Here is a 25,636-nt window from a genome sequence, read left to right as displayed (position 1 = left end):
CTCCTCGTTCTACAGGCCGCGGAGTTCGGAGGGGGTGAGCGCGCGCCAGCGGCCCGGCTCGAGTCCTTCGAGGCTCAGAGCTCCGATGCGGACCCGCACCAGCCGCAGGGTGGGGTGCCCGACGGCCGCGGTCATCCGCCGGACCTGGCGATTGCGCCCCTCCGTGAGCGTCAGCTCGAGCCAGGCCGTCGGGACGCTCTTGCGGAAGCGGACGGGCGGGTCGCGCGGCGGCAGCGAGGGGTCCTCTCCGAGGAGACGGACCTTGCAGGGACGCGTCGGACCCTCCGCGAGCTCCGGCCCTCGCGCGAGGAGCGCGAGGGCCGACGCCGCGGGAACGCGCTCGACCTGCGCGAGGTAGGTCCGCGGGTGCGCGAAGCGCGGGTCCGTGAGACGATGGTGAAGCGCCCCGTCCGAGGTCAGCAGGAGCAGCCCCTCGCTGTCGTGGTCGAGCCGTCCCGCCGCATAGAGGCCCGCGGGCAGGCCGAAGCCGGCGAGCGAGGGATGCCCGTCGCGTGGGGTGAACTGCGAGAGCACTCCGTAGGGCTTGTTGAAGAGGACCGTCCGGGCCGTCGTCATGGGTCCGTATGATATCACGCGGGCGGTCTATAGTAGAATGGAGCCGGAGTGCCCATCGTCCTCGTCGGAGTCAACCACCGCACCGGGCCGCTCGAGCTGCGCGAGAGGCTGGCGCGGCTCGACGCCCGCGCCGTCCTCTCCGCGGCGGGGGAGGCCGGCTTCGCGGAGACCGTCGCGCTCTCCACCTGCAACCGCTTCGAGGTCTACGCCTTCGCCGAGGGAGAGGGGGCGGCGCTCAGCGCCCGGCTCGCCTCCCTCGTCGAGGGGCTGGGGGGGGAGGGCTTCGCCGCCCGGGCGTCCTCCGCCGTCGACGGGGAGGCCGTGCGCCACCTCTTCGAGGTCTCCGCGGGGCTCGACTCGCTGGTGCTCGGCGAGAGCGAGATCCTCGCCCAGGTGAAGGGCGCCTACGAGGCCGCGCGCGCCGCCGCGGTCACGGGCAAGTTCACCAACACCCTCTTCCAGCGAGCCCTCTTCGTCGGCAAGGAGGTGCGCACCCGCACCGCCCTCGCGATGGGGCAGACCTCGGCGGCCTCCGTCGCCGTCGAGCTCGCCGAGCGCGTCTTCGGCCGGCTCAAGGACTGCCGCGTGCTCGTCCTCGGCGCCGGCGAGATGGCGGAGAAGACGGTCCGGCACCTCCTGGAGGCCCGCGCGGGCCGTGTGCGCATCGCCAACCGGACCCTCTCGCGGGCGCAGGAGCTCTCCGCGGCGCTGACGCCGGAGGCCGCCAAGGCCGGAACGGAGGTCTCCGTCGTGTCCTGGGAGTCCTTCCCGGACCTCCTCGCGGAGACCGACGTCGTCCTCGCCTCCACCGGCGCGCCCGAGCCCGTGCTCCGGCGCGAGGCCGTCGAGACCGCGCTCGCGCGGCGCCACGGGCGTTCGCTCTTCCTCATCGACATCGCGATGCCGCGCGACGTGGCCGAGGACGTCGGCGCCCTCGACGACGTCTATCTCTACGCGCTCAAGGACCTCGAGGCCATCGTCGCCGAGAACCTCGAGCGCCGCCGCGGCGAGGTGGAGAAGGCGCGCGAGCTCGCCGGCCTCGAGGCGCTCTGCTTCGACTCCTGGCTCCAGGCCACGCTGCGCGGCGAGCAGGCGACGCTCCGACGTGCTCCCAGGGAGATGCGACCATGAAGAGAATGCGCCTTGGAACACGCGGGTCGCCCCTCGCCCGCGCCCAGTCCGCCCAGATCGCCCGGCGCATCGAGGAGGCGAACCCCGGCCTCGAGACCGAGTTCGTCTTCATCAAGACCTCGGGCGACGCATTCAGCCTCGCGCGACCCGATGCTCCCGTGAAGCCTTCTTCTCCCAACGTCAAAGCGATGTTCGTGAAGGAGATCGAAGAGGCCCTCCTGCGCGGCGAGATCGACTACGCCGTGCACTCCTCGAAGGACCTTCCCGGAGAGCTTCCCAAGGGACTCGTCCTCGCCGCCTTCCCGGAGCGCGAGGACCCGCGCGACGCCTTCATCCCGGGGACGAGCCCGTCCTGGGCGCAGGTCCCGGAGGGCGGCGTCATCGCGACCGCCTCCCTGCGCCGGCAGGTTCAGCTGCGGCGCGCGCGCGCCGGACTTGCCTTCACGGCGGTGCGCGGCAACGTGGACACGCGCCTGCGCAAGCTCAAGGAGCACGGCTGGGCCGGGCTCGTGCTCGCCGCCGCCGGCCTGCGCCGGCTCGGCCTCGACGAGGTGCCGCGCGAGCCGCTCCCGCCCGAGCTCGTTCTCCCCGCGCCCGGGCAGGGCGCGCTCGCTCTCGAGGCCCGCGCCGACCGCTCCGAAGTCCTCGCCGCGCTGTCCCGGGTCGCCCACGAGCGCACGCGCCTGGAGGTCGAGCTCGAGCGCGCCTTCCTCTCGGCGGTGGGCGGCGGCTGCTCGACCCCGCTCGGCGCCCTGGCGTCCGTCGGAGCCGGCGGGGAGCGGCGCCTGCGCGTCTTCTGGTCCCGCGACGACGGCGCCGACGCCGTGCGTCTCGAGGGGACCTGCGGCCCGTCGACCGAGGACGCCTTCGCGCTCGCGCGCAGCCTCCGCGACCGGCTCCCCGCTTGAAGAAGAAAGGTCCCGCCTCCCCGCTCGTGCGGCTCTGCGGGGTCCCCGGTCCCGGCGCCTGGGCGCAGCTCGTGCTCGGGATCCTCGACGGCACGGGCCTCCCGGAGCCGGTGGCGCGCGCGCTGCGTCCTGCGGGTGAGGGGCCCATCGTCTGCGCCCTGCGCGACGAGGAAGCGCTCGAGGACCTCGAGGACGCCCTCCGGGCCCTCTCCGCCGTGCGCGGGGCGAAGGTCGAGACCGCCTTCTTCGGAGAGGACCCCGCCGGGCGCGCCGAGGCGCTCGAGCGCCTGCACCGCGGAGCGCGCATCGTGCTCGCGACCCCGGAGGGGCTCGCCGGAGCGGCGCCCGGCGCCGGGGAGTACGCCGCGCTCCGGCTCGCGCTGCACGCCGGCGAGAAGGTCCCGCGCGGGCCGCTCGTCGAGCGGCTCGCCGCCCTCGGCTATCGGCGCGTCGAGTTCGCGGAGGCGCCCGGCGAGTTCGCGATCCGCGGCGCGGTGGTGGACCTCTTCCCTCCCGAGCCCGCCCGCCCCGCCCGCCTCCTCTTCGACGGCGACCGCGTGGAGTCCATCCGGCTCTTCGACCCCTCCACGCAGGCGGGCCTCACCGACTTCCTCGACGAGGCCGTCGCCGTCCCGGCTCCCCCGGACCCCGCGGCGGGCGAGACCGTCGCCGCACCCGCGGCTCCGTCCGCGACCCTGCGCGAGCGGCTCTCCGACGCCCTCTGGCTCTACGAGGAGGGCCTGCTCGAGGAGCCCCCCGCGCGGGCCGTCGTCGTCGGCATCTCCTCGGCCGAAGGCCTCGACCTCGGCGGGGCCGAGCCGCCCGTCGTCCGCGGGGACATGGGCCTGCTCGCGGCGCGGCTCGCCGAATGGGAGCGCGCGGGCTGGACGACGCTCCTCTTCTCGCTCAACCGCGGCGAGGACGAGCGCGTGCAGGAGATGCTCGAGCGCCGCGCCGGTGGAGCGCAGTTCCTCATCGGTCCCCTGCGCCGCGGCTTCCTTCTGCCGGGGCTCAAGCTGGCGGTGCTCTCCACCGCCGAGATCTTCGGCCGCCGCTACCGGCCCCCCAGGGGCTGGGCCGCCAAGCACGCCGGCGCCGGCCGCCTGCGCTGGGGCGAGCTGCGCAAGGGCGACTACGTCGTCCACGAACGCTGCGGCGTCGCGCGCTACCACGGCCTGGAGACGGTGCGCGTGCGCGTCGCGCCGGACTCCTCCGCTCCGCGCGAGGACGGCAAGCGCATCCTGGGCCGCGCCGCGCCCTCCGGTGAAGAGGAGTCGGCGACCGACTGCCTGACCCTCGAGTTCCGCGGCGGCGACCGGATGTTCATCCCCATGACGGACTTCCGGCAGGTGCAGAAGTTCGTCGGCGCCGAGGGCGCCCGGCCGCGGCTCTCCTCGCTGGAGGGGGAGGGCTGGGAGGAGGTCCAGGAACGCGTGCGCGAGGGCGTGCGCGAGATGGCCGACGAACTGCTGCGCCTGCAGGCCGAGCGCGCCGCCCTGCCGGGCCGCGCCTTCGGCGGCCCCACGCGCATGGAGGAGGAGTTCGCCGAGTCCTTCCCCTTTGAGGAGACCCCCGACCAGCGCCGCGCCATCGAGGAGGTCTGCTCGGACATGCAGTCGCCCCACCCGATGGACCGCGTCGTCGTCGGCGACGTGGGCTTCGGCAAGACCGAGGTGGCCATGCGGGCCGCGCTCAAGTGCGCCGCCAACGGCGCGCAGTGCGCGCTGCTCGTGCCCACGACGATCCTCGCCGACCAGCACCTGCGGGTCTTCCGCGCGCGCTTCGCCGAGTATCCGGTCCGCGTCGTCGGGCTCTCGCGCTTCCAGACCGCGGCCGAGCAGAGGCGGACGCTCGAGGCCCTCGCCCGGGGGGAGGCCGACGTCGTGGTGGGGACGCACCGCCTCCTCCAGGGCGATGTGCGCTTCAAGGACCTCGGCCTGCTCGTCATCGACGAGGAGCACCGCTTCGGGGTCCGCGACAAGGAGCGGCTGAAGGCCCTGCGCAAGGACGTGCACAGTCTCGCGCTCTCGGCGACGCCCATCCCCCGCACGCTCTACCAGGCCCTCAGCGGCCTGCGCGGCGTCTCGCTCATCCGCAGCGCCCCGACCGGGCGCCAGCCGATCTCGACGGGGGTGCTCCCCTACGACCTCCGCCATGTCTGCGCCTCCATCGAGGCGGAACTCGCGCGCGGCGGGCAGGTCTTCTACCTCTGCAACCGCGTGCGCGACCTCCCGGCGCGGGTCGCCGAGCTCCGGGAGCGCCTCCCGGGCCTGCGGATCGCCGTCGCGCACGGGCAGATGCGCGCCGACGCGCTCGAGACGGCGATGTGGGACTTCTTCAACCGCAAGTCCGATGTGCTCGCGGCCTCCACCATCATCGAGTCGGGTCTCGACATCCCGACGGTCAACACCCTGCTCGTCGAGGACGCGCACGCCTTCGGGCTCTCGCAGCTCTATCAGCTGCGCGGGCGCATCGGCCGCGAGCGGCAGAAGGCCTACTGCTGGCTCTATTATCCCGCCAAGCCCGACTCGGAGGAGCCGCTCACCGAGGAGGCGCGGGCCCGTCTGCGGGCGCTGCGCGAGTTCACCCAGCTGGGCTCGGGCCTGCAGCTGGCGATGCGGGACCTCGAGATCCGCGGGGCCGGCGACCTGCTCGGCTCGCGGCAGAGCGGCTATCTGAACTCCGTCGGCCTCGAGTTCTACTGCCAGATGCTCGACGACGAGGTCCGGCGTCTGCAGCGGCGCAAGGGCGCGAAGCGCCCTCCCGAGCCGCCGACCATGGACCTCGCGGTCCCCGCCTTCCTCCCCGAGGACTACCTGCCCGGGGACTTCGAGCGCATCGAGTTCTACAAGCGGCTCCTCGGCGCCGAGGAGGCGGACTTCCCGAGGCTCGAGGCCGAGCTCACCGACCTCTCCGGTCCGCCGCCCGAGCCGGTGCGCAACCTCTTCCGGGTCCTGCGCCTGCGGCGCGCGGCCGCCGCCTTCGGGGTGCGCGTCGTGGCCGAGCGGCCGGGGGCGGCGGAGGTCCACTTCCATCCCGGCGGGGGGCCGGAGGCCGAGGTCCTCTCCCGCTGGATGGGGGAGCTCGGACCGCGCCTCGAGTTCCTGCGCTCCTCCGAGGGGGACGGCTTCCGCGTCCGGCTGGGCGGGGAGGCCGCGGTCGACCGGCTCGAGGCCCTCTTCGCACGGAAAATGGTAAAGTAGCCCCCATGACGAGGGCCCTCGCTTTCGGAGCCGTTTCCCTGCTGCTTTTCGCCGCCGCCTGTCGGCGCGGAGAGGACCGCCGCATCGCGCGGGTCGGCCGCTCCTACATCACCGAATCGGAGTTCCGGCGCAAGCTCGGCGAGGTCGCTCCGGACTACCGCAACTACGTGCTCAGCCCTTACGGCCAGCGCCAGTTCCTCGACGTGCTCATCCGGGAGAAGATGGTCCTCGAGGCCGCCCGCAAGGCCGGCGTCGAGAAGCGCACGGAGTACCGCGACCAGGTCGCCGCGCTGCGCCGCGAGGAAGAAGAGAAGCTCCGCGAGGCCGGAGACTACCTGCTCACGCGGATGTGGTTCGAGGAGCTGCGGAGCAAAGGGGTCCTCAAGGTGGAGGAGGCCGAGATCCGCGCCTTCTTCGAGAAGCACCCCGCCGAGGCCCAGGTCCGGCACATCCTCCTCGCCTCTCCCGAGGAGGCCGAGAAGGCCGCCGCGGCCGCCCGCGGGGGCGGCTTCGCGGCCATCGCCCAGAAGCTCTCCCTCGACGCCGACACCGCCGCCGGCGGCGGGCGCATGCCCCCGGCCCTCTTCGGCGAGCTCATCCCCGAGTTCGAAGTGGTCTGGCACATGAAGACCGGCGAGATCGCCGGCCCCGTGCGCAGCAAGTTCGGCTATCACGTCGTGCAGAAGGAGGGGGAGAAGCCCGTCCCCTATGAGAAGGCCGAGCCGAGGATCCGCCGGATACTCGAGAAGGAGAAGCTCGACCGCCATCTTCAGTCGCTCCAGACGTCTTTCCCCGTGGAGGTGCTCGATGCCCAGTTCAAATAGGACCCTCGCTCTCGCCGTGCTCCTCGCCGCCGCGCCCCTCTCGGCCGCCGTGCTCGAGGACGTCGTCGCCCGCGTCAACGGCAAGCCCCTGCTGCTCTCGGAGTACCGCAAGAACGTGAAGTCGGTGACCGAGAGCTGGATGCGCGGCATGCCCCAGCTCCTGCGCGAGGACGAAGCGGTCAAGGAGATGCGCCAGAAGGTGCTCGACCAGATGGTCGACGACGAGCTGCTCGCCCAGGAAGGGGAGAAGCTCGGCCTGAAGGTCTACGCCCGCGAGCTCGAGAAGGGCATCGAGGAGATCCAGGAGCGCAACTTCCGCCTCGACGAGGCCACGGGCAAGAAGCGCAGCGACGGCGAGATGAAGGGCGCGCTGCTCGAGGAGCTCAAGAAGGAAGGGCTCAACGAGGAGCAGTTCCAGGACCGCATCCGGCGCCAGCTGCTCATGCGCAAGGTCATCGAGGAGAAGGTCCGGCCCACCGTCAAGGAGCCCGACGACAAGGCCCTGCAGGCCGCCTACGACAAGCTGAAGCTCGTGGCCTCCGGCAGCACCGACGTCGTCAAGGGCATGCCCGAGGAGACCGGCCAGGCCTACCTCGCCTTCGGCATGCGGATGAGGGACGCGGTGGCCGAGCGCGTGCGCGTCTCCCACCTGCTCGTGAAGACGGCCCCCGGGGCCGCGCTCGTCGAGCGCAACCAGGCGCTCAAGCGCACCGAGGCCCTGCGCAAGAAGCTCGTCGAGGGCGCCGACTTCGCCGAGACCGCGATGAAGGAGTCCGACGACGCCGAGAGCGCCCCGCGCGGCGGCGACCTGGGCTTCATCCTGCGCGGCTGGATGCCCTCCGAGTTCGAGAAGGCCGCCTTCGCCCTCCCGGTCGGCGAGATCAGCGAGCCGGTGGAGAGCAAGTTCGGCTTCCACCTCATCCGCGTCCAGGAGAAGAAGGCCAAGGACTCCATCACCTTCGAGCGCTTCAAGGGCGACATCGGCCAGTTCCTCTACAACATGCAGTCGCAGACGGCGCTCATCGACTACCTGAAGAAGCTCCGCACGGCCGCGACGCTCGAACTCAAGGCCCCTCCTGCGGAGTAGCAGGAAATCCCCGCAGGGGATTTCCTGCTGCGTCAAGAAAAGCTGTTCCCGGCGTCTGGAATGACTCGATGAAGCGAAACGGGCAAGGCGGCCGTCGCGTGAGGACTGCGGCGGCCGCCTTGCCCGTCCTCGCCTTCACCTGCGGCGATCCGGCCGGCGTCGGTCCCCGCGTCGCCGTCGCGGCGCTTCGCGACGCGCGCGTACGCCGCTCCTGCCTCCCGCTCGCCGTCGGCCCGCGCGCCGTCTTCGTGCGCGCCGGCTGGACCCCGCGCCTGTGCCCCCTGCTCGACCTCGGCTCCTGCGGGCGCATCCCGGTCGGGGGGCCGAGCGCCGAGGGCGGACGGGTCTCCTGGCTCTCCGTGCTCCGGGCCTTCGAGCTCTGCGCCCGGGGGCTGGCGGACGGCCTGGTGACGGCGCCGGTCTCCAAGGAGGCCTGGCGCATGGCCGGCGCCCCCTACCTCGACCACACGGCCGCGCTCCTGGACCTGAGCGGCGCGGGGCGCGTCGCGATGATGCTCTGCGCGCCTGCCGCTCCCCGTCCGCTGCGCGCGACGCTCGTCACCCGCCACGTCCCCTACGCCCGGGTGCCCGCCCTTCTGACCCGCGGGGCCCTCCGCGAGGCCGCCGAGCTCACGCTCGAGTCGCTGCGCCGAGACCTGGGGCTGCGGCGGCCGCGCGTAGGCGTCTGCGCGCTCAACCCGCATGCCGGCGAGAACGGCCTCCTCGGGGACGAGGAGAGGCGGCTCCTGCTCCCCGCGCTGAGGGCGCTGCGACGCGAGGGCCTCCCGCTCGAAGGGCCGCTGCCTGCGGACGCCGCTTGGGCCGCGCACGCGGAGGGCCGCTTCGACGCCCTGCTCGCCCTCTATCACGACCAGGCCCTCATCCCGCTCAAGCTCGCGGCCCGCTACGGGGCCGTCAATTGGACGCTCGGACTGCCTTTCACGCGCGTCTCCCCGATGCACGGGACGGCGTACGACGCGGCCCGCTCGGGACGCATCGACCCCTCCGGCATGATCGCCGCGGCCGTCTTCGCAGCGGAGATCTCATCCAGGAAGGCGCGTTCATGAGCGGAGTCCATCCGCCTCGGACCCGACCCCCTCTCCCTACCCCTCTCCCCCGGAGGGGGAGAGGGTTGGGTGAGGGGGCGATCGCGCTTCTAGGGTCGTTCTTCTTCATCGCTTCCGCCGCCGCCCAGACCCCGTCCACGGCCTCCGTCGCGGCCGTTTCGACCGCCGCCTTCTCGGCGCACGAGCTGGTGGACCGCTCGAACAAGGTCCTGCGCGGGGACTCCAGCCACGCGCGCCTCCTCATGACGATCCGCACGCCGGAATGGACGCGCGAGCTCGACCTCGAGGCCTGGAACCGCGAGCGCACCCACGCCTTCATCGTCATCCACGCCCCGCCCAAGGAGAAGGGGACCACGACCCTGCGACGCAAGGGGGAGATGTGGATGTGGATGGCGCGCGTCGAGCGGCTCATGAAGGTCCCGCCCGCGATGATGCACTCCTCCTGGCAGGGCTCGGATTTCACCTACGAGGACATCGTGAAGGCCGACTCGGTGGTGCGCGACTATACGCACCGCGTCCTCGCCCGGACGCCGGGCGAGGAGTACGCGACCGTCCTCATCGAGTCGCTCCCCAAGCCCGATGCCCCGGTGGTCTGGGGGAAGGTCCTGCTCCGCATCGGCGTGTACCCGGACGGCTGGGTCATCCCGCTCGCGGAGGACGACTACAGCGAACGCGGGGAGCTCGTGCGCTCCATCACCCTCTCCGAGGTGAAGGACATGGGCGGGCGGCGCGTGCCGACGCGCCTCGAGTGCGTCCCGAAGCGCTCCCCGGGCCGCAGCACGGTCCTCCATTACCGCGAGATCACATTCGACGTCGCCCTGCCGGACTCCTTCTTCTCCCTGAGCCGGCTCCAGAGATGAGGCGCCCGGGAGGCCCGGGCGGATGATCGCGCTCGCCTGGCGCAACGTCCTGCGCAACCGCCGGCGCACGGCGCTGACCGCCGTCTCCGTCGGCTTCGGCCTCGCCGCGGTGCTCTTCGGCCAGAGCGTCATCGAGGCCGTGCAGGTCCAGCTCGTCGAGAAGTCGACCGGCGTCTTCACCGGGCACATCCAGATCCAGGCCGCCGGCAACCGCAACCTCAAGTTCCCCGACAAGCTCTTCTCCGGCGCCGCCCAGGTCGAGGCGAGGCTCGCCTCCTTCCCGGAGGTCGCGGCCTGGGGCGGCCGCCTGCACATGACCGGGATGGTCTCGGCGCCCAAGGACTCCGCGGGCGTGCTCATCTGCGGGGTCGAGCCCGGGAGGGAGGCGAAGGTCACCGCGATGAGCACCTACCTTTCCGAAGGGGCCTATCTCCCGCGCGCGGACTCCGTCTACCTCGGCGAACGGCTCGCGCGCCAGCTCGGTCTGAAGGCCGGCGGGGAGGTCGTGCTCCTCGCCGCCGCCGTCGACGGGAGCATGGGCGCCGAGCGCTTCCGCCTCGACGGGATCTTCCGCTCGGGCAGCGCGACCTTCGACGGGCAGATCGTCTACGTCCCGCTCGCCTCCCTGCAGCGGATGCTGGCGGCCGAGGGACGCATCAACAACCTGGTCGTGCGGCTCAAGGACCCGGAGCTCGCCGGGGAGGTCCGCGGGCGGCTCGGCCCGCGTCTGGCGGGCCTGCCCGTGAAGGCGCTCTCCTGGGAGGAGATCGATCATGAGATCGTGGGCATCCGCCGCTATCAGGACGCCCTGCTCGCCGTCGTGCTCGCCGTCGTCTTCGGCATCGTGGCCCTCGGCGTCGTGGACACGATGATGATGTCGATGTTCGAGCGCGTGCGCGAGTTCGGCCTGCTGATGGCTCTGGGGGCGCGGCCCGGCTTCGTCGTCCGGCTCATCCTCGCCGAATCCTTCCTCCTCTGCCTGCTCGGCGCCGCGCTGGGCCTCGCGGGCGGGGCGGCGCTCATCCTGCACTACGGCCGCAGCGGCCTCGAGCTTCCCATCAAGGACGCGATCGGCTACTTCATCCCTTTCGACCCCGTCCTGCGGCTGCGCTTCAGTTGGGGCAAGCACCTGGCGGCCCTGGCCGGGGTCCTTCTGACGGGCGCCGTGGGCGGACTCGTCCCGGCGCTCAAGGCCTCGCGGATGCGGCCCACCGAATCGCTGAGGCATCTGTGAGGCGCGCGCTCCCGCCGTTCGCGGCCGTCCTCCTCCTGCTGCCGCTCTGCGCCCTCGCCGCCGAGGACGCCGCAAGATCTCCGCTCACGACCCCTTTCGGCCGCATGCGGGCCCAGGCGGGGGTCAACCTCCAGCAGGCGAACTGGGTCAACGACGTCGGGTACGCCGACCAGGCGCTCGACTACCGCTTCGCTTCCACGGCCTTCACGAAGCTCGAGGGGAGCTTCCTCCTCGAAGACAGCCGGCTCTCCTTCGGCTGGGACCTGAACGTGGACGGCAACCATGTGGGCAAGCTCGCCGAGGCCGCGGGCTGGATCGGCTGGGAGCGCCTGCGCTTTCGCTGGGCGGGCGGCTCCCTGCAGGGACGGCGGGTCTGGAGCGGGCGGAGCACGGCGGTGAGCGCGATCGGACGCCCGCTCGAAGAGGACATCGAAGGGCGCTACGCGCAGGTGGACGCGCTCTGGTGGGTCCACCCCGCCGGCTACGTCGGTCTGGGCTACACGAGCTTCCGGCTCCCCACCGAGATCCCCGCGAGCTACTGGGACTCGTCTTTGGGGATGGCCGTCGACGCCAATCCCGGCTACGACCCCGACTACAAGCTCCAGCTCTACTCCGTCCTCTTCGGCTACGACACGCTCGCGAGCTCGATGCTCTACTTGGACGGCCCGCAGGCGCAAAGACCTTTCGGCCTCTATCTCTCGTCCGAGAACCGGCTCGGCCTCGGCCGCTCGAAGATCAGCGGCGACGGCGCGGCGTCCGTGCGCGCGGCCAACAACGGGGCGTATGGCGGCGTGCCGGACCTGGCGGCCTACACGCCGGGCGCTGCCGAGCGGACGGCCGGGGCCGCGCAGTGCGACCTGGGGCTCGGCGTGCGCTGGCGCGGGGCCTGGCGAAGGGCGCAGTGGGCGCTGGGGCTGGGCTGGGAGCTCTCGTTCCTTTACAGCCGGAACTTCGGCGGCGAGGCCGCGAACGCCGGCGAGCTCGGCATGAGCCCGGCGACGACGCTCTTCCGTCACGGGCCGATGCTCCGGCTCTACGCGCGATGGTGAACGCTCTCGCCGTGCTCCGGCTCGCCTGGCGCAACCTCCTGCGCAACCGCCGGCGCAGCGCGCTCGCGGCGTCCTCCATCGCCTTCGGCATCATGGCGCTCGTCTTCGGGCAGAGCCTGCTCGGCTCCTTCCAGCGCCAGATGGTGGACAAGTCCACCGGGGTCCTCAGCGGGCATCTCCAGGTCCAGGCGGCGAAGGCCTCCGACCGGAAGGTCCCCGAGGTCCTGCTCGCGGACCCCGCCCGGTACGTGCGGCTGCTGGCCGACGACCCGCTCGTCGAGGCGGCCGGGCCGCGGCTCCTGATGACCGGCCTTCTTCATTCGGCCTCCGCCTCGCGCGCCGCGCTCGTCGTCGGCGTCGAGCCGGAGAAGGAGAAGCGCCTCTCCATCATGCCCGGCTACCTCCGGGAGGGCCGCTACCTCGAGGGGCCCCGGGACGTCGTCATCGGCGAGCGCCTCGCGACCGCCCTCGACCTGCGCATCGGCGAGCGCGTCGTCCTCATGGCGCAGGGGCCCGACGGGGTGATGAACTCCGAGCTCTTCCGGCTCTCGGGCGTGCACCGCAGCGGCAGCGAGGCCTTCGACGGGCAGACCGCCTACGTGCGGCTCGACTCGGCTCAGCGCCTGCGCGGCGTCCCGGGTCTGGTCAGCCACGCGGCGGCGCGCCTCGCCGATTCCGACCGTCTGCCCGAGGCGCTCTCCCGCCTGCGCGCGCGCCTCGGCCCCGAGGCCGTCGCGGTGACCTGGGAGGAGGTGGGCTCCGAGGTCGCCGGGATCCGGCGCTTCCAGAACGCGCTCTGGGCGGTCATCCACCTCGTCATCCTGCTCGTCGTCTGGTTGGGGATCCTCAACGCGGTCTCGATGTCGTTCTTCGAGCGCATCCGCGAGTTCGGGATCCTCCGCGCGCTCGGGGCGAAGCCGCGCTTCCTCGTCGCCCTCCTCGTCGCGGAGTCGGCGCTGCTCGGGCTGCTCGGCTCGCTGCTGGGACTGCTCCTCGGGCGGGCGCTCGTCGGCTGGTTCGGCGCGCGCGGCCTCTCGCTGCCCATCGGCGACGCGATGGCCTACTTCATGCCCTTCGACGACCGCATCCTCCTGCGTCCCTTCTGGGGTCCTCATCTGCGCTCGGCGGCCGCGGCGGTCCTCGTCTGCGTCCTCGCCTCCGCGGCGCCGTCTCTGCGCGCGGCGCGCCTGCGCGTGACCGAAGCGCTGCGGCACATCTAAAGGACGACCTTCAGTCGGAGGCGGGGCCGGTCGGGGGGGCGGCGCGGGTGCGCTCTTCCTTCGAGAGCATGAGCCACGGCGCGGCGACGCGCAGGGCGCCGAGGGCGGTCATCGCGACGGCGGCGACGGTGAGCATCGTCGCCAGCGGCACGCCCTTGAGCACGAAGCCGAAGACGTAGGTGGAGAGGATGGCCGCGCAGATGTTCATGAAGGAGCGCGCGGCCAGGACCTTCGGGACGTCCTCGCGCTCGAAGCTTCCGAGCGCCTTCTGGTAGAGGCCGGACATCACGATCCCCGCGAAGGCGGTCACGAGCGACTGAAGTCCGTAGATGCCGAGCGCGGCCCAGATGGAGCCCGTCGAGACCAGCAGCCAGAACAGCGGGACCTCGACGGCCGCGAGGAGGTAGAAGGGGACGGTGAGCGACTCCTCGGTGCGGAAGCCGAGCCGCGCGAGGACCTTCCGCAGGGGCTCCATCGCGAGGGTCGCGAGGATGCTGCCCACGCTCGAGGCCGCGACCATCAGCCCGTAGTAGCCCATCGGCGTCTCGGTGATGCTCCGCAGCAGCCAGCCGATGACGGGGATCCCCAGGATCTCCCCGCCGCCGCCGCCGATCTTGACGAGGGTCTCGACGAACTCGGGCAGGATGCTGAAGATGAGCGGGTCGGAGAAGAGGGCGTTGACCAGCAGGAGCAGGGTGAAGGTGCGCAGGAGGCGGTTCTTGAAGATCATGCGCGAGCCGTCCCGCATCGAGGCCCACAGCCGGGAGAGGACGGCCTTCGCGCTCAGGGGTTCCGACGCGGCGCTCTCCGCGGCGGTCCCGTCCGTTCCGAGGGCCGCGTCCTTGCGCCCGAGCAGGCGGATCGAGGCGAAGATGAGCCCTCCCAGGGCCATCGTTCCCGCGTAGATCCCGTAGATCACCGCCCCGGCGGAGCCCGTCTTGTTGAAGAAGTCGGGGAGCTGCGCCACCTTCCCCGCGAGCGCCGGGCCGATGATCGCGGCGGTCGAAGCGATGAAGGTGAGGATGGAGTTCGCCCGCAGCCGCTCCTCGGGGGACACCGACTTCTCGCCCATGATGCGCGTCGTCGCCGCCGAGTCCATCGTGACGAAGACGCCTTGGAGATACGACTGCAGCATGACGAGCCCGAGGTAGACGAGGATCGCCGCCTTCAGCGAGAAGAGGCCCGAGGCGAAGAAGAGGGTCGGGATGAGCGCGATGACGGCCGCTCGGGCGAAGGCCGAGCGCGAGAGCCAGGTGCCCGGGGCCGCGGCGCCCTTCTTGCCGAGCAGCGGCACCGTCGCGTAGCTCACCGCCTGCGCGATCCAGTGCATGATGCGGGAGAGCGAGCGGTTCGAGCGCACCAGCGCCTTGACCGCCTCGGAGTCCCCGAAGCGGGGGTCGTGGTTCTCGTAGAGGAGGTTCTTCGTGAAGGACGAGACGAGGAACGGCATCCCGACGATGTACATCTGGAAGCCGAAGAGATAGGTCGAGTAGGCGAGCGCGTAGCGCCAGAAGGCGCCGTTGCGCTCGGGGTCCTTGAAGACCTGGGTGCGGGACGCCGGCGGGGCGGGTTCGCTCGAAGCGTTCTCCGCGCTCTCGGCTCCGCGCGGCCGGGAGAGCAGGGCGCGCAGGCTTCCGCCGGCGGCGACGGGGACGGGCGTCTGCGCGAGGTCCGCGCGAGCCGCGGCGGGCGCCTCGCCGCTCAGGAGGGAGAACTGGCGGTCCGTCGCGGTGCGGGCCGCTCCCTGGGGCAGGTCCGCGAGGCCGCGGACTTCCTCGGCGGCGGCGGCGGCCAGAGGCGCGACCTTCTTGAGGGCGAACGCCGCGGCGCCCGGCGTCAGGGCCGCCGGGTTGAGCGCGGCTGCGGCCCCCGACGGGACCTCCGCGACGGGCCCGAGCGTCGCAGGGACGGCGCGAGAGGAGGACGACGCGCGCGCCGCGACGGCGGGGGACGCGCCGGGGACGAACCCGACGGGGATGAGCAGCGTCGAGACGGGGAGGCCGAGCGTCCCGGCGGAGAGGGGGTAGACGGTCTTCACTCCGACCGGCGCCACGGGCGTCCCGGCCCCCGGCTGGACCGCGACGAAGGCGCGGACCTGCGCGAACGCGGGCTCGAGGCCGAGCGACCAGGCCAGGAGCAGGCAGAGCGCGCCGCGGAGGACCTTCATGGGGCTATTAAGGCAGGCGGTGAGCCGCGACGCATGGGACCGCAGGGCAGTCCGCCGACCTCAATGGACCCAGCCGGACCTGGGCCTATGAACGCGGGAAGATCAAAGGCCCTCCCCGGAGGAGGGGGAGGGCCTGCGCGGAGGGGAAAGCGGCGGCGTCAGCGGGCGCAGCGCTCCTTCGTCTCGTAGGCGAGGCGGTCGTAGGTGATGAAGCGCTTGACCTCGAGCACGCTCAGAGGATCCCTGTCGCCGGCGAGCGCTTTGCGGAAGAGGGTCTCGTAGCGCTCGCGCAGGAGCGGGTCGCGGAGGATGTCCTCGGAGCGGCGGAGCGCGGAGGGTTCGCTCAGCTTGCCGCGCAGGACCTGGTCGGCCCAGTAGCGGGCCTTGAGAGCCAGGACGCTGGCCTCGAGGCGGCTGATCATCTCGTCGGCATGTGCGCAATCCGAGTTCGACACGGCGTCGCGCAGCTGGTCCTGCTCCCGCGTGGAGAGGGCGAGCAGGCGCTCGGGCTCGCGCGCCGCGGAGCCGCGGCCCCGGTCGCTCAGGACGTCGCGCATGGCTTCGGCGGCCGTGAGCGAAGGGTCGTAAGGGAGCAGCTCTTCGCTGCGCGAGAGCCACTCGGCCTGCACCTTCGTCTCCTGGTCGGTGAGCACGACGCCCGTGCCCACGTGGTAGAGGCGGGCCTTCAGACCCGCCTCGCGGCCGAGCGCGGCCCAGGAGCCCGTGACGAGCGCCTGGCAGTCGAGCTCGCGCGCGAGCATGGCGAGGTAGGCGGCGACCGTGAGGTCCTTGTCCTTGAGCCCGAGCGAGAGGATCGCCGCGTCGACCTTGGTCAGGTCGACGACCTTGGGGCCGTCGGGGGAGGTCATGCGGGAGGAGAGGGTCTGGGCGATGAGGCGTCCTTTCGGCGTCAGGGCCGCTTCGAGCGAGAGGAAGGGCACCACGGCCACGCGCTGGACCCCGGCCTCGGCGGCGGCGCGGGCGAGGGTCTTCGCGAGCGGCGTGAAGCCGTCGGCGGCGCAGGCGGCGGCGGGAATGAAGAGGGAGAGCGAGAGGGTCGGTAGGAGGAGGACCTGCGAGCGTAGACGCGCGAACATCATGACGACCTCGACTTCGGGGGCTCTGAGGTCCGGCGGGGTCTCAGGAATGCGTCTGCGCCTACGGCTGCGGCATCCCCACTATAGCATGATTGACGGGGACGACGGGAGGGCCGGACGGCTCCATTTCGCATAGGTCCACGGGCCCTCGCGCGCGAGGTGGGCAAAAGCGTCCCGGATTCGGTATGCTTGCGGGGTGAGGATCCCTCCCTCCCTGCTCGAGGCGGCGCGCCGGCGCGACGCGCGTCTGCAGCGTCCGGCCGGCGTCCCCGCGGCGGTGCAGCGCGACCCCGCCTGTTCCGCGACGGCGCTGGTGCTGACCCTGCGCGACGGGACGGCCTACGAGAGCGCCGAGCGCTGGGGCGCGGCCCATCTCCTGGAGCGCGTGGCTTTCCGCGGCACCGCGCGCTTCCCCTCGCGCTACGAGGTCCTGCGCCACCTCGAACGCTTCGGCGGCCGCGTCCTCGCGCATCCGACCCGGGAGACCGCGTCCTTCCAGGCGAAGGTCCCCTGCGGCCGCGAGGCGGAGGCGCTCGAGCTCCTCGGCGAGCTCCTGCTCCGGCCCATGCTGCGGCCCGAGGCCGTGGGCTCGGAGCGGAGGGCCGCCGCCGAGGAGCGCCTGCGCGAGCTCGAGGATCCGGGCCGCTTCGTTTCCGCGCTCCTCGAGGGGGCGCTGCTGCTCCCCGAGGCTTCGGCGCGCCCTCCGGCGGCGGACGCCGAGGCGCTCTCCGCGCTCGACGCCGACGCGCTGCGAGAATGGGCCCGGGGCGGATGGCAGCGCGGCGCCCTCGTCGCGGCGGTCTGCGGCAACCCTCCCGCGGACATGGAGAGCCGCCTCAACGAGGCGCTCTCCGCCTTCCCGGAGGGGCCCGGCCGCGAGCGTTCGGCCGTCGTGTCCAAGCCCGCCTGGGCCGGCGCCCGCGCGCTCTGGTGCCCCTCGCGCGGCGAGGGACCGGTCCGCCTGGAGCTGGGCTGGCGCTTCCCCGTGCGCGGAGAGCGCGAGCGCGCCTGCTGGGAGGCGCTCGACGCGATGCTCGGGACCGGCCGCACGAGCCTCCTCAACTTGATCCTGCGCGAGCGCGAGAGCGTGGCCTCCTCCTGCGCGACGCGCCTCCTCTTGCGCGGCAAGGACGCCCTCTTCACGGTCGCGCTCGCGCTCGGCGAGCGCGAGCTCCCGCGCGTCCTGCCCCTCATCGACGGGCTGCTCGTCGAACTCGCCTCGCGGCGGGTCGACGCGGCGCTCTTCGACGAGGCCGTCGCCCGCCGCGCGACGGACCTCCTCTTCACGACGGAGGACCCGCTGGAGACCGCACGCAGCCACGCGGCCTCGCTGCTCGAGCGCGGAGTCCCCGCCGCCTTCGGCGAGCGCTTCGCCGAGCTCGAACGGGCCTCCTTCGAGGGGGCCGCCGCCCTGGTCGCCGAGCACCTGCGCCCGGGCGCGCGGACGGTCGCGCTCATGGGCGGCGCCAAGCCGCCCGCGGCCGCCTTCCCCGGGCTCGTCGAGGTCCCGCGGAGCCCCGAGGGCTCCGTCCGCTGGAGATAAGAGAGGTTCGGCGCCATGAATGACGCGGCTTTCGAAGGGAAGGTCGTCCTCGTCACCGGCGGCTCGCGCGGGGTCGGCCTCGCGGCCGCGCGCCTCTTCCTGCGGGAGAAAGCGAAGCTCGTGCTGGTCGCCCGCGACGCCGCGCGCCTCGAGACGGCGCGCCGCGAGCTCTCCGCGCTCGGGGAGGTCCGCGTCGTCGCCGGGGACGCCGCCGAGGAGTCCTCCGCGAAGGCGGCGGTGGCCGCCGCGCTCGAGGGCTTCGGCCGGCTCGACGCGCTGGTCAACAACGCGGGGACGGCGCTGGCCCGCTCCGTCGCCGAGACGACGGCCGCCGACTGGGACCGGGTCATGGCCGTCAACGCCCGCGGGCCCTTCCTCTTCTGCCGGGAGGCGCTCGCGGCGATGGCGAAGTGCGGCTCCCGGGGGAAGATCGTGAACGTGGCCTCGGTCTCCGGGACCATGGGCACCGCCATGGCCTCGGCCTACTCGGCCTCGAAGGCGGCCCTCATCGGGTTCACGAAGGCGCTGGCCAAGGAGGGGGCCCGCGTCGGGGTGAACGCCAACTGCGTCGCGCCGGGGGCCATCGACACCGAGATGTTCCAGAAGGACACCCTCGACGTCCTCGCCGCCAGGTTCAAGAAGGACCGCGAGGCCCTGCTGAAGAGCGTGGTCTCCGCCATCCCTCTCGGGCGCCTGCTCCGGCCCGAAGAGGTCGCCGAGCTCGTGGTCTTCCTCTGCTCCGCGAAAGCCGACGGCATCACCGGCCAGGTCTACCGCATCGACGGCGGGACGGACATCCATTGAGCTTCAAGGCCTGCACCTCCTGCCGCGTCGAGTGGGAGACGCGCGAGGACCTGCTCTCGGACCCCGCCGTGACGCTCGCCGGCTACCAGGCGGACTTCGAGGAGCTCGAGGCGGGCTTCTTCCTCTTCAACCACTCCTGCAGCACGACCTTCGCTCTCGGCGTCGACGTCTTCAAGGAGCTCTACGAAGGGCCGGTGTTCTCGGAGCGCCGCACGGGGACGGCGGACTGCCCCGGCTACTGCCTGCGCAAGGACGAACTCCGCCCCTGTCCCGCGCACTGCGAGTGCGCGTGGGTCCGAGAGGTCGTGCGGATCGTCTCGCGCTGGAAGAAAAAGAAGAAGGCCTGACCTCCCGGCCAGGCCTTCTCTCCGCCCATCCGCCGCCTCAGGACTTGAGGATGACGCCCTGTCCGCTCGAGCCGTCGATGCGCACCTCGAGGGGCTTCTCCAGGCGGAGGTGGCGCAGCAGCGGGGTCTCCCGCAGGGCCGGCTGGGCGTCGAACCAGGCCCAGTCGATGCTCCCCTCTCCCTTCTGCGGGTTCACCGTGAAGTAGCCGATCCCGAGCGAGGTGACGTTGTGGAAGAAGTGGGTCCCGTAGGAGGGGTCCACGACGAAGCGCTCGAGGTTGGTCTCGACGATGGCGCGCGCCGAGGAGATCTGGTTCCACTTGACCGGGATGCCCAGCCACCGGTCCCCCGAGCCCCAGCGGCCGGGACCCAGGAGCAGGCACATGCGCCCTTCATGGCGCAGGGCGTCGTTGATCTCCCCGATCTGCGCGGCGATCTCGAGGGTGCGCGCCGGGTCGAAGGCGTCGGGTTTGACGTAGACGACGTCGTGGATCTCGGGGAGCACGCCGTTGCCGAGGGCCTTGGGGCTGCCGCAGACGACGCGCGCGGGGTCGACGCCGTAGAGGTTGACCTTCTGGTTGAGCTGGCGCGAGATCATCGGGCGCATCTGGAGCACGTTGAACTCGACCGGGCGCTCCGCCGCGGGGTCGACGGAGAGCGCGAACTCCATCTCCACGTGCGAGCCCATCGCGTCGGTCCCCATCGCGCAGAGGAAGCGCAGGATCTCCGCGAGGGGGAAGAGGTCGTTCTTGAGGATGGGCGCGAAGGTCACCAGACGCGTCCCCGCGCGGCCGATCCCGTCGTAGACCGCGTCGTTCTCCGGGGAGTAGGTCGAGCCCACGGCGGCGAGGGTGCCGTCGACCTCGGCCTCGTCGAGGCCCAGGCGCGCGATGTTGGGCTCGGAGTCGAAGTCGAAGTCGTCGACGGAGCCGGCCGTGTCGACGGCGAGGAACTCCCGCTGCGAGTTCGCCAGGAAGTCCTTGACCGTCGCGAACTGGTGCAGGTTCTGGGGATGCGCCGGCGAGAAGCGCAGCGAGCGGTAGCCGTCCATGATGGTCTTCCCCAGCCCCAGCGCCACGTAGGAGACGGCCTCCTCGGGGCGCATGGGCGGGACCGGGTAGTAGTTGTAGCTCTGCACGACCCCGGAGACGTCCGGGTAGAAGCGCGCCCCGTTCCCGCGCGAGCGTCCCACCAGGCGCTGCACGATGACGGCCATCTTCTCCTCGTCGGGCAGGCGCGCGGTGTAGCGCAGGTAGGAGCGCGCGTCCGGGGAGAAGGTCGAGGCGTAGACGAGCTTGACCGCGCGCTCGAGCTGGCGCAGGCGGGTCGCCGGGTCGGGGTGGTTGTTGGGGAGCATGTACGTCTTGTAGACGCCGGCGAAGGGCTGGCTGCGGGCGTCCTCGAGCATGGAGGAGGAGCGCACCGCGAGCGGGTCCTGGACCCGCTGCACGAGGGTCTCGAGGTCGCGCATGATGTAGGCGGGCAGGCGCGCCTTCAGGAACGCCGCGCAGAGCGCCGCGTGGTCGCCCTCGGCCCGGACGACCCCGTGCAGTTCGTTCTGCTCGAGGAAGAAGTCGAAGACGTCGGTGCCGATGACCGCCGTGTTGGGGACGGTGATGCGCACGCCGTCGAAGCGCTCGGCGACCTCGCGGCGGCTGAGCGCGAAGTTCATGAACGCGAGCCCGCGGGCCTTCCCGCCGATGGAGCCGCTGCCGAGCTTCACGAAAGGGCTGTCGCGGTCGAAGTAGCGGCCGTCGAACTGCAGGACCGTGCCGAGCTGGGTCTTGTGCACGAACTGGTGGAGGGTCTCGACGAGGTGCTTGCGCAGGGTCTCGAGGTCCTTGAACTCGGAGATCTTTCGCGGGCGCAGGCGCGCGGCGATCTCGAACTCGGTGCGCGCCATCAGCCATTTCGAGAAGTGGTTGCGGCTGGCGTGGTACTCGACGCTCTCCGGGGGGACGCTCTGCAGTAGCTCGATCATCGAGTGCAGGTCGGAGGCGCGGCCGGCCTCGGCGCCGTCGGCGAGGCGGAAGACGAAGTCCCCGAAGCCGAAATAGGTGAGCATGAAGCTCTGCAGCTGCTTGAGCAGGGTCGGCGAGCCCTTGTCGAGGAACGAGGCGCCGACGGCCTCGGCGAGGGGGGCGAACTTCGCGTCCGAGGACTGGACGAGGACCGGCATGTCGGGGTCGTCGGTCTTGATCTTCTCGGTCAGGCGCAGGCCCGCCTGAGGGTCGGCCTTCCCTCCGCGGGGGAACTCGACGTCGGTGATGACCCCCAGCAGGTTCGAGCGGTAGCGCGCGTAGAGCTCCCAGGCCTCCTCGAAGGAAGAGGCGAGCAGGACCTTCGGGCGCGCCCGCATGCGGAGCATCTTGTGGGAGAGGTTGATCCCCTCCGCCATGAGCAGCTGCGTCTGCTTCATCATCTCCGCGTAGGCGATGGGGAGGTAGGAGGAGTAGAAGCGGATGGAGTCCTCGACGACGAGCACGGCCTGGACGCCGGAGAGGCGGATGTCGTGGTCGATGTTGAGGCGGTCCTCGACGAGCTTCACGATGGACATGAAGATGCGCGGGTCGCCCAGCCACAGGAAGATGCGGTCGAAGGCGGCCTTGTCCTCGTCGGGCAGCTGGGTGAAGTCGAGGGTGTTGAAGGCGAGGAGGACCAGCGGCATCCGGGGGAAGAGGGCCTTCACCTCGCGCGCGAAGGCCGCGAGCTCGATCTCGCCGACCTGCGCCATGGTGATGACGAGGTCGAAGGACTCTCCTCCCTTGAGTTTCGCGAGGGCCTGGGCCGCGTTCGAGACGCGCGTCACGCGCGGGGCGTAGCGCAGGTTCAGGTCGAGGTACTCGCTGAAGACGAGCTCGGTGAGGCGGTCGTCGTCGGCCAGCAGGAAGGAGTCGTAGGGGGCCGCGACGAGGAGCACCTCGCGCACCCGGTTCGGCATGAGCTTGTCGAACCCGCCGAACTGGACGTCGTACTCGCCGAAGATGGTCTGCGCGGCGTCCATAGGAGCCATGGGCAGATTATAGGAAGCTTTTCGACTGATTGGCCGGGTCCCGCCCGCGATCTCCCGCCGCAGGGACGCGGTCGAGCCGTGACGCGGCTCGCCGCTCAGCTCTCGGCCTGCGTCCATACAAGCGACGCAGGCCTCCGAGATGCCCTGCGGCGGGAGTTTGCGGGCCTCCCGGCCAAGATGAGACGGAAACCGTCTGCAATCATAGTCGGGGCCCCACGTCTCCTCATGCGCCGGTCTTCAACGGGTGACGCGGCGGCACCGTATCGGGCAAGACAAGGTGCCGCGATCGGGCGTGGGGTGCGGCTCCTCGTGCGCGGCGGGGGGGCGTGTCAGGGGGGTGGATAAGGAGGCCCCCACGGCGAGTATCCGCCGCGGGGGGCACCGCCCTTTTATGAAAAGTCCAGAATATCGTTGGAAAGTGAAGACCCCGTGCTGCAGCACGGGGTCTTCTTATCTCAGTTGTTTCAGAATTCGTGTTCTAGATGGTTCGTCGGTTTCTTCGGTTTTCTGTTTCGATGTAGCAGTCCCTACGCTTTCGCTGCTCTCACGATGGCGAGGACAAGCGCCAGTGTGAGAAGGATGCTGATGTTTTTCATCAGGCACCTCCTACGTTGCGGATTGGGGGCACCCCGTTTGCTGAGCAGCACATGCATTATGCCCCGAAACGAAGAGCCCGCGCGGCCGAGGCCGCGCGGGCTCTTCTGTCGCGGAAGGGCTTAGACGAGGCCCTGGGCGAGCATGGCGTCGGCGACCTTGCGGAAGCCGGCGATGTTCGCGCCCATCACGTAGTTGCCGGACACGCCGTACTCGTGGGCCGTGTCCATGCAGGACTTGTGGATGCTCACCATGATCCGGTGGAGGTACTTGTCGACCTCTTCGCTGGTCCAGCTCAGCCGCTGGCTGTTCTGGGACATCTCCAGGCCCGAGGTGGCCACGCCGCCGGCGTTGGCGGCCTTGCCCGGCGCGAAGAGGATCTTCTTCGCGAGGAAGGCCTCGACGGCCTCCGGGGTGGAGGGCATGTTCGCGCCCTCGGCGACGAGGAAGCAGCCGTTGGAGAGCAGGGCCTTCGCGTGCTCGCCGCTCAGCTCGTTCTCGCAGGCGGTCGGGAGCGCGCAGTCGCACTTGATGCCCCAGGGCTTCTTGCCCTCGAGGAACTCCGCCTTCGGGAACTTCTTCACGTACTCGCGGAGGCTGCCGCGGCGCTTGAAGACGAGCTCCTTCGTGAAGGCGACCTTCTCGGCGTCGATGCCGTCCTTGTCGTGCACGGTGCCGTCGTAGTCGGTCATCGCGACGACCTTGCCGCCGAGGTGGTTGATCTTCTCGATGGCGTGGACGCCCACGTTGCCGGCGCCCGAGATGACGCAGGTCTTGCCCTTGAAGCTCTCTCCGCGGGTGGCGAGCATCTCCTGGGCGAAGTAGACGGCGCCGTAGCCGGTGGCCTCGGTGCGGATGAGGCTGCCGCCCCAGCCGATGCCCTTGCCGGTCAGCACGCCCTCGAAGCAGTTCTTCAGGCGCTTGTACTGGCCGAACATGTAGCCGATCTCGCGGCCGCCCACTCCGAGGTCGCCGGCCGGGACGTCGGTGTCGGCGCCGATGTGGCGGAAGAGCTCGGTCATGAAGGACTGGCAGAAGCGCATGACTTCGGCGTCCGACTTGCCGCGCGCGTCGAAGTCCGAGCCGCCCTTGCCGCCGCCCATGGGCAGCGTCGTGAGGGCGTTCTTGAAGATCTGCTCGAAGCCCAGGAACTTGAGGATGCCCAGGTACACGCTGGAGTGGAAGCGCAGCCCGCCCTTGTACGGCCCGATGGCGCTGTTGAACTGGACGCGGAAGCCGCGGTTGACGTGGATCTCGCCCTTGTCGTCGGTCCACGGCACGCGGAACATCAGGACCCTCTCGGGCTCGACGAGGCGCTCGAGGATCTTGGCCTTGCGGTACTCCGGATGGCGCTCGAGCACGGGCTCGAGGGTCTCCACGACTTCGTGGACGGCTTGGAGGAATTCCTTCTCTCCGGCGTTCTTCTTGGCGACCTCGGCCAGAAGGTTGGCGATGTAGGGGTCGTGCTTCGTGGTCGACGGGGCAGTCTTGGTGGGCATGTTGTCTCTCCTGAAGATTTGTAGGACGACCGACTTTTTGAATTCTGACTCTTTGGGTACCGAGAGTCAACCCACTAAGGAGTGCCTTCCGCTGCTCTCGCCGGGACCCTAGGGCAGCCGCTCTTCCTCGACTCCCCTTCCCCGCGGGAAGGGGCAGTGGAAGGGGGAATTGCCCTGCGAACCTGGAACCATTCCCACCCTCCGCGCGTACTCTATCAGGATCACGCTGACTACAGTCCCCTAACTTCCCCTCCTGCGGGAGGGGCGGGGGAGGGGGAGCACACTCCCCAGCCGCACAGGATCACATCATGGCGTCACACATCATGGCGTCAGGCACCGCAACTTTTAGAACTTATTCCTGCCGCGGCGCGGAGAACGCCGATCGGCGCATCCTGCGGGCTTCCGCGGAATAAGTTGCAAAAGTTCACGTCTGACCCCATTTAGGATCACGCTGACTACAGTCCCCCAACTCCCCCTCCTTGCGAGTTCGCACTATTAGTTTCCTTGCCGAGTGCGATCGCGGCACAATCAGGGCCGGGGTGCCGCCGAGGGGGGCAGGGGGGGAGGTCCCCCCCTCAGTGGGGGAAGAGGTTCAGGGTGGCGAACATCACTCCCATGCCCGCGAGGAGGCCGAAGAGCACGAGGTGGTGGTCGCCGGTGTCGTGCGCGGCGGGGAGGAGCTCGTCGAAGGAGATGAAGACCATGATGCCGGCGACGAAGGCGAACGCCAGGCCGAAAAGGGTCGGTCCGATGAAGGGCGCGAGGAGGAGGTAGCCGAGCGCCGCTCCGACGAGCTCGGCGAGGCCGGTGGCGAAGGAATAGAGGAAGGCCTTGCGGCGGTCGCCGGTCGCGTAGAAGATGGGGACGGAGACGCTGATCCCCTCCGGGACGTTGTGGATGGCGATGGCCAGCGCGATGGAGAGCCCCGTGGTCGGGTCGTTGAGCGCGGCGACGAAGGTCGCGAGCCCTTCGGGGATGTTGTGGACGGTGAGCGCGAAGGCGGAGAGCAGGCCCATGCGCATGAGCCGGCGCTCTCCCGTGCCCCCTCCGGGCTCCATCTCCTCGATGTGTCGGTGCTCGTGGGGGTTCTCGAAGGAGGGGACGAGGAAGTCGATGAGGGCCGTGAAGGCGATGCCGACGAAGAAGGCCCCGAACGCCGCCCAGGCGCCGGACGCAGGGCCGAAGCGGCCGGCGAGGGTGCCGCGCGATTCCGGGAGGAGCTCGAAGAGGGAGATGAAGACCATCACGCCGGCGGAGAAGGCCAGCGAGAACGCCAGCAGACGCGTGTTCGTTCGGCGGGCGAAGAAGGCGATCGCGCTGCCGATGCCGGTCGAGAGGCCGGCCAGCGCGGTGAGCGCGAAGGCGAAGAGGACGCTGCCGTGCGCGGTTTCCATGTGAGGGCAGCATTATATA

19 protein-coding genes are annotated in these 25,636 nt (G+C 71.1%); 13 read left to right on the top strand and 6 right to left on the bottom strand.

Translation table 11 applies throughout. The annotated features are described in order from the left end of the window. Positions 1–9: 9 nt before the first annotated feature. Positions 10–576, bottom strand: coding sequence for a pseudouridine synthase (locus WC969_12000; protein ID MFA6030569.1), 567 nt, complete (start codon positions 574–576; stop codon positions 10–12). A 48-nt stretch (positions 577–624) separates the two neighbouring features. On the opposite strand from WC969_12000, the gene hemA reads away from it, so the two are divergent. The 10 genes from hemA (at position 625) to WC969_11950 (ending at position 13,159) form a co-directional block, all read left to right on the top strand. Continuing rightward, on the top strand, positions 625–1,707 hold the full coding sequence (gene hemA, locus WC969_11995) for a glutamyl-tRNA reductase (GenBank protein ID MFA6030568.1): 1,083 nt from the start codon (positions 625–627) through the stop codon (positions 1,705–1,707). After that, a complete protein-coding gene (gene hemC / locus WC969_11990; protein ID MFA6030567.1) occupies positions 1,704–2,615 on the top strand; it encodes a hydroxymethylbilane synthase in 912 nt (303 codons plus the stop codon). The genes hemA and hemC overlap by 4 nt, the downstream gene beginning before the upstream one ends. Continuing rightward, positions 2,612–5,818: a DEAD/DEAH box helicase gene (locus WC969_11985; protein ID MFA6030566.1), complete on the top strand. Its 3,207-nt coding sequence runs from the start codon at positions 2,612–2,614 to the stop codon at positions 5,816–5,818. Before hemC ends, WC969_11985 begins: the two co-directional genes overlap by 4 nt. 5 nt (positions 5,819–5,823) lie before the next feature. Next, on the top strand, positions 5,824–6,642 hold the full coding sequence (locus WC969_11980) for a peptidylprolyl isomerase (protein MFA6030565.1): 819 nt from the start codon (positions 5,824–5,826) through the stop codon (positions 6,640–6,642). Then, entirely contained in the window at positions 6,626–7,729 is a 1,104-nt protein-coding gene (locus tag WC969_11975; protein ID MFA6030564.1) for a peptidylprolyl isomerase, read from the top strand. Before WC969_11980 ends, WC969_11975 begins: the two co-directional genes overlap by 17 nt. A gap of 68 nt (positions 7,730–7,797) precedes the next feature. Continuing rightward, positions 7,798–8,796: a 4-hydroxythreonine-4-phosphate dehydrogenase PdxA gene (locus WC969_11970; protein ID MFA6030563.1), complete on the top strand. Its 999-nt coding sequence runs from the start codon at positions 7,798–7,800 to the stop codon at positions 8,794–8,796. Between the two features lie 65 nt (positions 8,797–8,861). Beyond that, positions 8,862–9,656: an outer membrane lipoprotein-sorting protein gene (locus tag WC969_11965; protein MFA6030562.1), complete on the top strand. Its 795-nt coding sequence runs from the start codon at positions 8,862–8,864 to the stop codon at positions 9,654–9,656. Positions 9,657–9,678: 22 nt separating this feature from the next. Next, a complete protein-coding gene (locus tag WC969_11960) occupies positions 9,679–10,890 on the top strand; it encodes an FtsX-like permease family protein (protein ID MFA6030561.1) in 1,212 nt (403 codons plus the stop codon). Beyond that, a complete protein-coding gene (locus WC969_11955; protein MFA6030560.1) occupies positions 10,887–11,939 on the top strand; it encodes a hypothetical protein in 1,053 nt (350 codons plus the stop codon). Before WC969_11960 ends, WC969_11955 begins: the two co-directional genes overlap by 4 nt. Then, positions 11,933–13,159, top strand: coding sequence for an FtsX-like permease family protein (locus WC969_11950; GenBank protein ID MFA6030559.1), 1,227 nt, complete (start codon positions 11,933–11,935; stop codon positions 13,157–13,159). Before WC969_11955 ends, WC969_11950 begins: the two co-directional genes overlap by 7 nt. A 10-nt stretch (positions 13,160–13,169) precedes the next feature. Here WC969_11950 and WC969_11945 read toward each other — a convergent pair whose 3' ends face one another. After that, the gene (locus WC969_11945; protein ID MFA6030558.1) at positions 13,170–15,326 is read right to left on the bottom strand and encodes a hypothetical protein; all 2,157 of its coding nucleotides are present in this window, start codon (positions 15,324–15,326) and stop codon (positions 13,170–13,172) included. Positions 15,327–15,484: 158 nt separating this feature from the next. After that, positions 15,485–16,426: a hypothetical protein gene (locus tag WC969_11940; protein ID MFA6030557.1), complete on the bottom strand. Its 942-nt coding sequence runs from the start codon at positions 16,424–16,426 to the stop codon at positions 15,485–15,487. Between the two features lie 193 nt (positions 16,427–16,619). On the opposite strand from WC969_11940, the gene WC969_11935 reads away from it, so the two are divergent. The 3 genes from WC969_11935 to WC969_11925 are packed head-to-tail and all read left to right on the top strand — an operon-like array spanning position 16,620 to position 19,117. Then, complete coding sequence (locus tag WC969_11935) at positions 16,620–17,966, top strand: insulinase family protein (protein MFA6030556.1); 1,347 nt, start codon at positions 16,620–16,622, stop codon at positions 17,964–17,966. A gap of 15 nt (positions 17,967–17,981) precedes the next feature. After that, positions 17,982–18,770: an SDR family NAD(P)-dependent oxidoreductase gene (locus WC969_11930; GenBank protein MFA6030555.1), complete on the top strand. Its 789-nt coding sequence runs from the start codon at positions 17,982–17,984 to the stop codon at positions 18,768–18,770. Further along, the gene (locus WC969_11925) at positions 18,767–19,117 is read left to right on the top strand and encodes a hypothetical protein (protein MFA6030554.1); all 351 of its coding nucleotides are present in this window, start codon (positions 18,767–18,769) and stop codon (positions 19,115–19,117) included. The genes WC969_11930 and WC969_11925 overlap by 4 nt, the downstream gene beginning before the upstream one ends. A gap of 37 nt (positions 19,118–19,154) precedes the next feature. On the opposite strand, the gene WC969_11920 is transcribed toward WC969_11925, so the two are convergent. From WC969_11920 to zupT, 3 genes are all read right to left on the bottom strand, one after another. Continuing rightward, positions 19,155–22,130, bottom strand: coding sequence for a PEP/pyruvate-binding domain-containing protein (locus WC969_11920; GenBank protein ID MFA6030553.1), 2,976 nt, complete (start codon positions 22,128–22,130; stop codon positions 19,155–19,157). Between the two features lie 716 nt (positions 22,131–22,846). Then, positions 22,847–24,223 (bottom strand): NADP-specific glutamate dehydrogenase, encoded by a 1,377-nt coding sequence (gdhA, locus tag WC969_11915; protein MFA6030552.1) that lies wholly within the window; start codon positions 24,221–24,223, stop codon positions 22,847–22,849. 575 nt (positions 24,224–24,798) lie between these two features. Next, positions 24,799–25,617: a zinc transporter ZupT gene (gene zupT, locus WC969_11910; GenBank protein MFA6030551.1), complete on the bottom strand. Its 819-nt coding sequence runs from the start codon at positions 25,615–25,617 to the stop codon at positions 24,799–24,801. Positions 25,618–25,636: the final 19 nt, after the last annotated feature.

It is taken from the genome of Elusimicrobiota bacterium (assembly GCA_041660925.1).
Lineage (GTDB): Bacteria > Elusimicrobiota > Elusimicrobia > UBA1565 > UBA1565 > JBAZUV01.
The sequence above is the reverse complement of the archived record's forward strand: the minus strand, read 5'-3'. Positions and strand labels throughout refer to the sequence as shown.

Bases quoted from the DNA above. Each gene is read 5' to 3' on its own strand.
- WC969_12000 (MFA6030569.1), bottom strand. From the start codon at position 576: ATGACGACGGCCCGGACGGTCCTCTTCAACAAGCCCTACGGAGTGCTC.
- hemC (MFA6030567.1), top strand. From the start codon at position 1,704: ATGAAGAGAATGCGCCTTGGAACACGCGGGTCGCCCCTCGCCCGCGCC.
- WC969_11980 (MFA6030565.1), top strand. From the start codon at position 5,824: ATGACGAGGGCCCTCGCTTTCGGAGCCGTTTCCCTGCTGCTTTTCGCC.
- WC969_11975 (MFA6030564.1), top strand. From the start codon at position 6,626: ATGCCCAGTTCAAATAGGACCCTCGCTCTCGCCGTGCTCCTCGCCGCC.
- WC969_11970 (MFA6030563.1), top strand. From the start codon at position 7,798: ATGAAGCGAAACGGGCAAGGCGGCCGTCGCGTGAGGACTGCGGCGGCC.
- WC969_11960 (MFA6030561.1), top strand. From the start codon at position 9,679: ATGATCGCGCTCGCCTGGCGCAACGTCCTGCGCAACCGCCGGCGCACG.
- WC969_11950 (MFA6030559.1), top strand. From the start codon at position 11,933: ATGGTGAACGCTCTCGCCGTGCTCCGGCTCGCCTGGCGCAACCTCCTG.
- WC969_11945 (MFA6030558.1), bottom strand. From the start codon at position 15,326: ATGAAGGTCCTCCGCGGCGCGCTCTGCCTGCTCCTGGCCTGGTCGCTC.
- WC969_11940 (MFA6030557.1), bottom strand. From the start codon at position 16,426: ATGATGTTCGCGCGTCTACGCTCGCAGGTCCTCCTCCTACCGACCCTC.
- WC969_11930 (MFA6030555.1), top strand. From the start codon at position 17,982: ATGAATGACGCGGCTTTCGAAGGGAAGGTCGTCCTCGTCACCGGCGGC.
- WC969_11920 (MFA6030553.1), bottom strand. From the start codon at position 22,130: ATGGCTCCTATGGACGCCGCGCAGACCATCTTCGGCGAGTACGACGTC.
- gdhA (MFA6030552.1), bottom strand. From the start codon at position 24,223: ATGCCCACCAAGACTGCCCCGTCGACCACGAAGCACGACCCCTACATC.
- zupT (MFA6030551.1), bottom strand. From the start codon at position 25,617: ATGGAAACCGCGCACGGCAGCGTCCTCTTCGCCTTCGCGCTCACCGCG.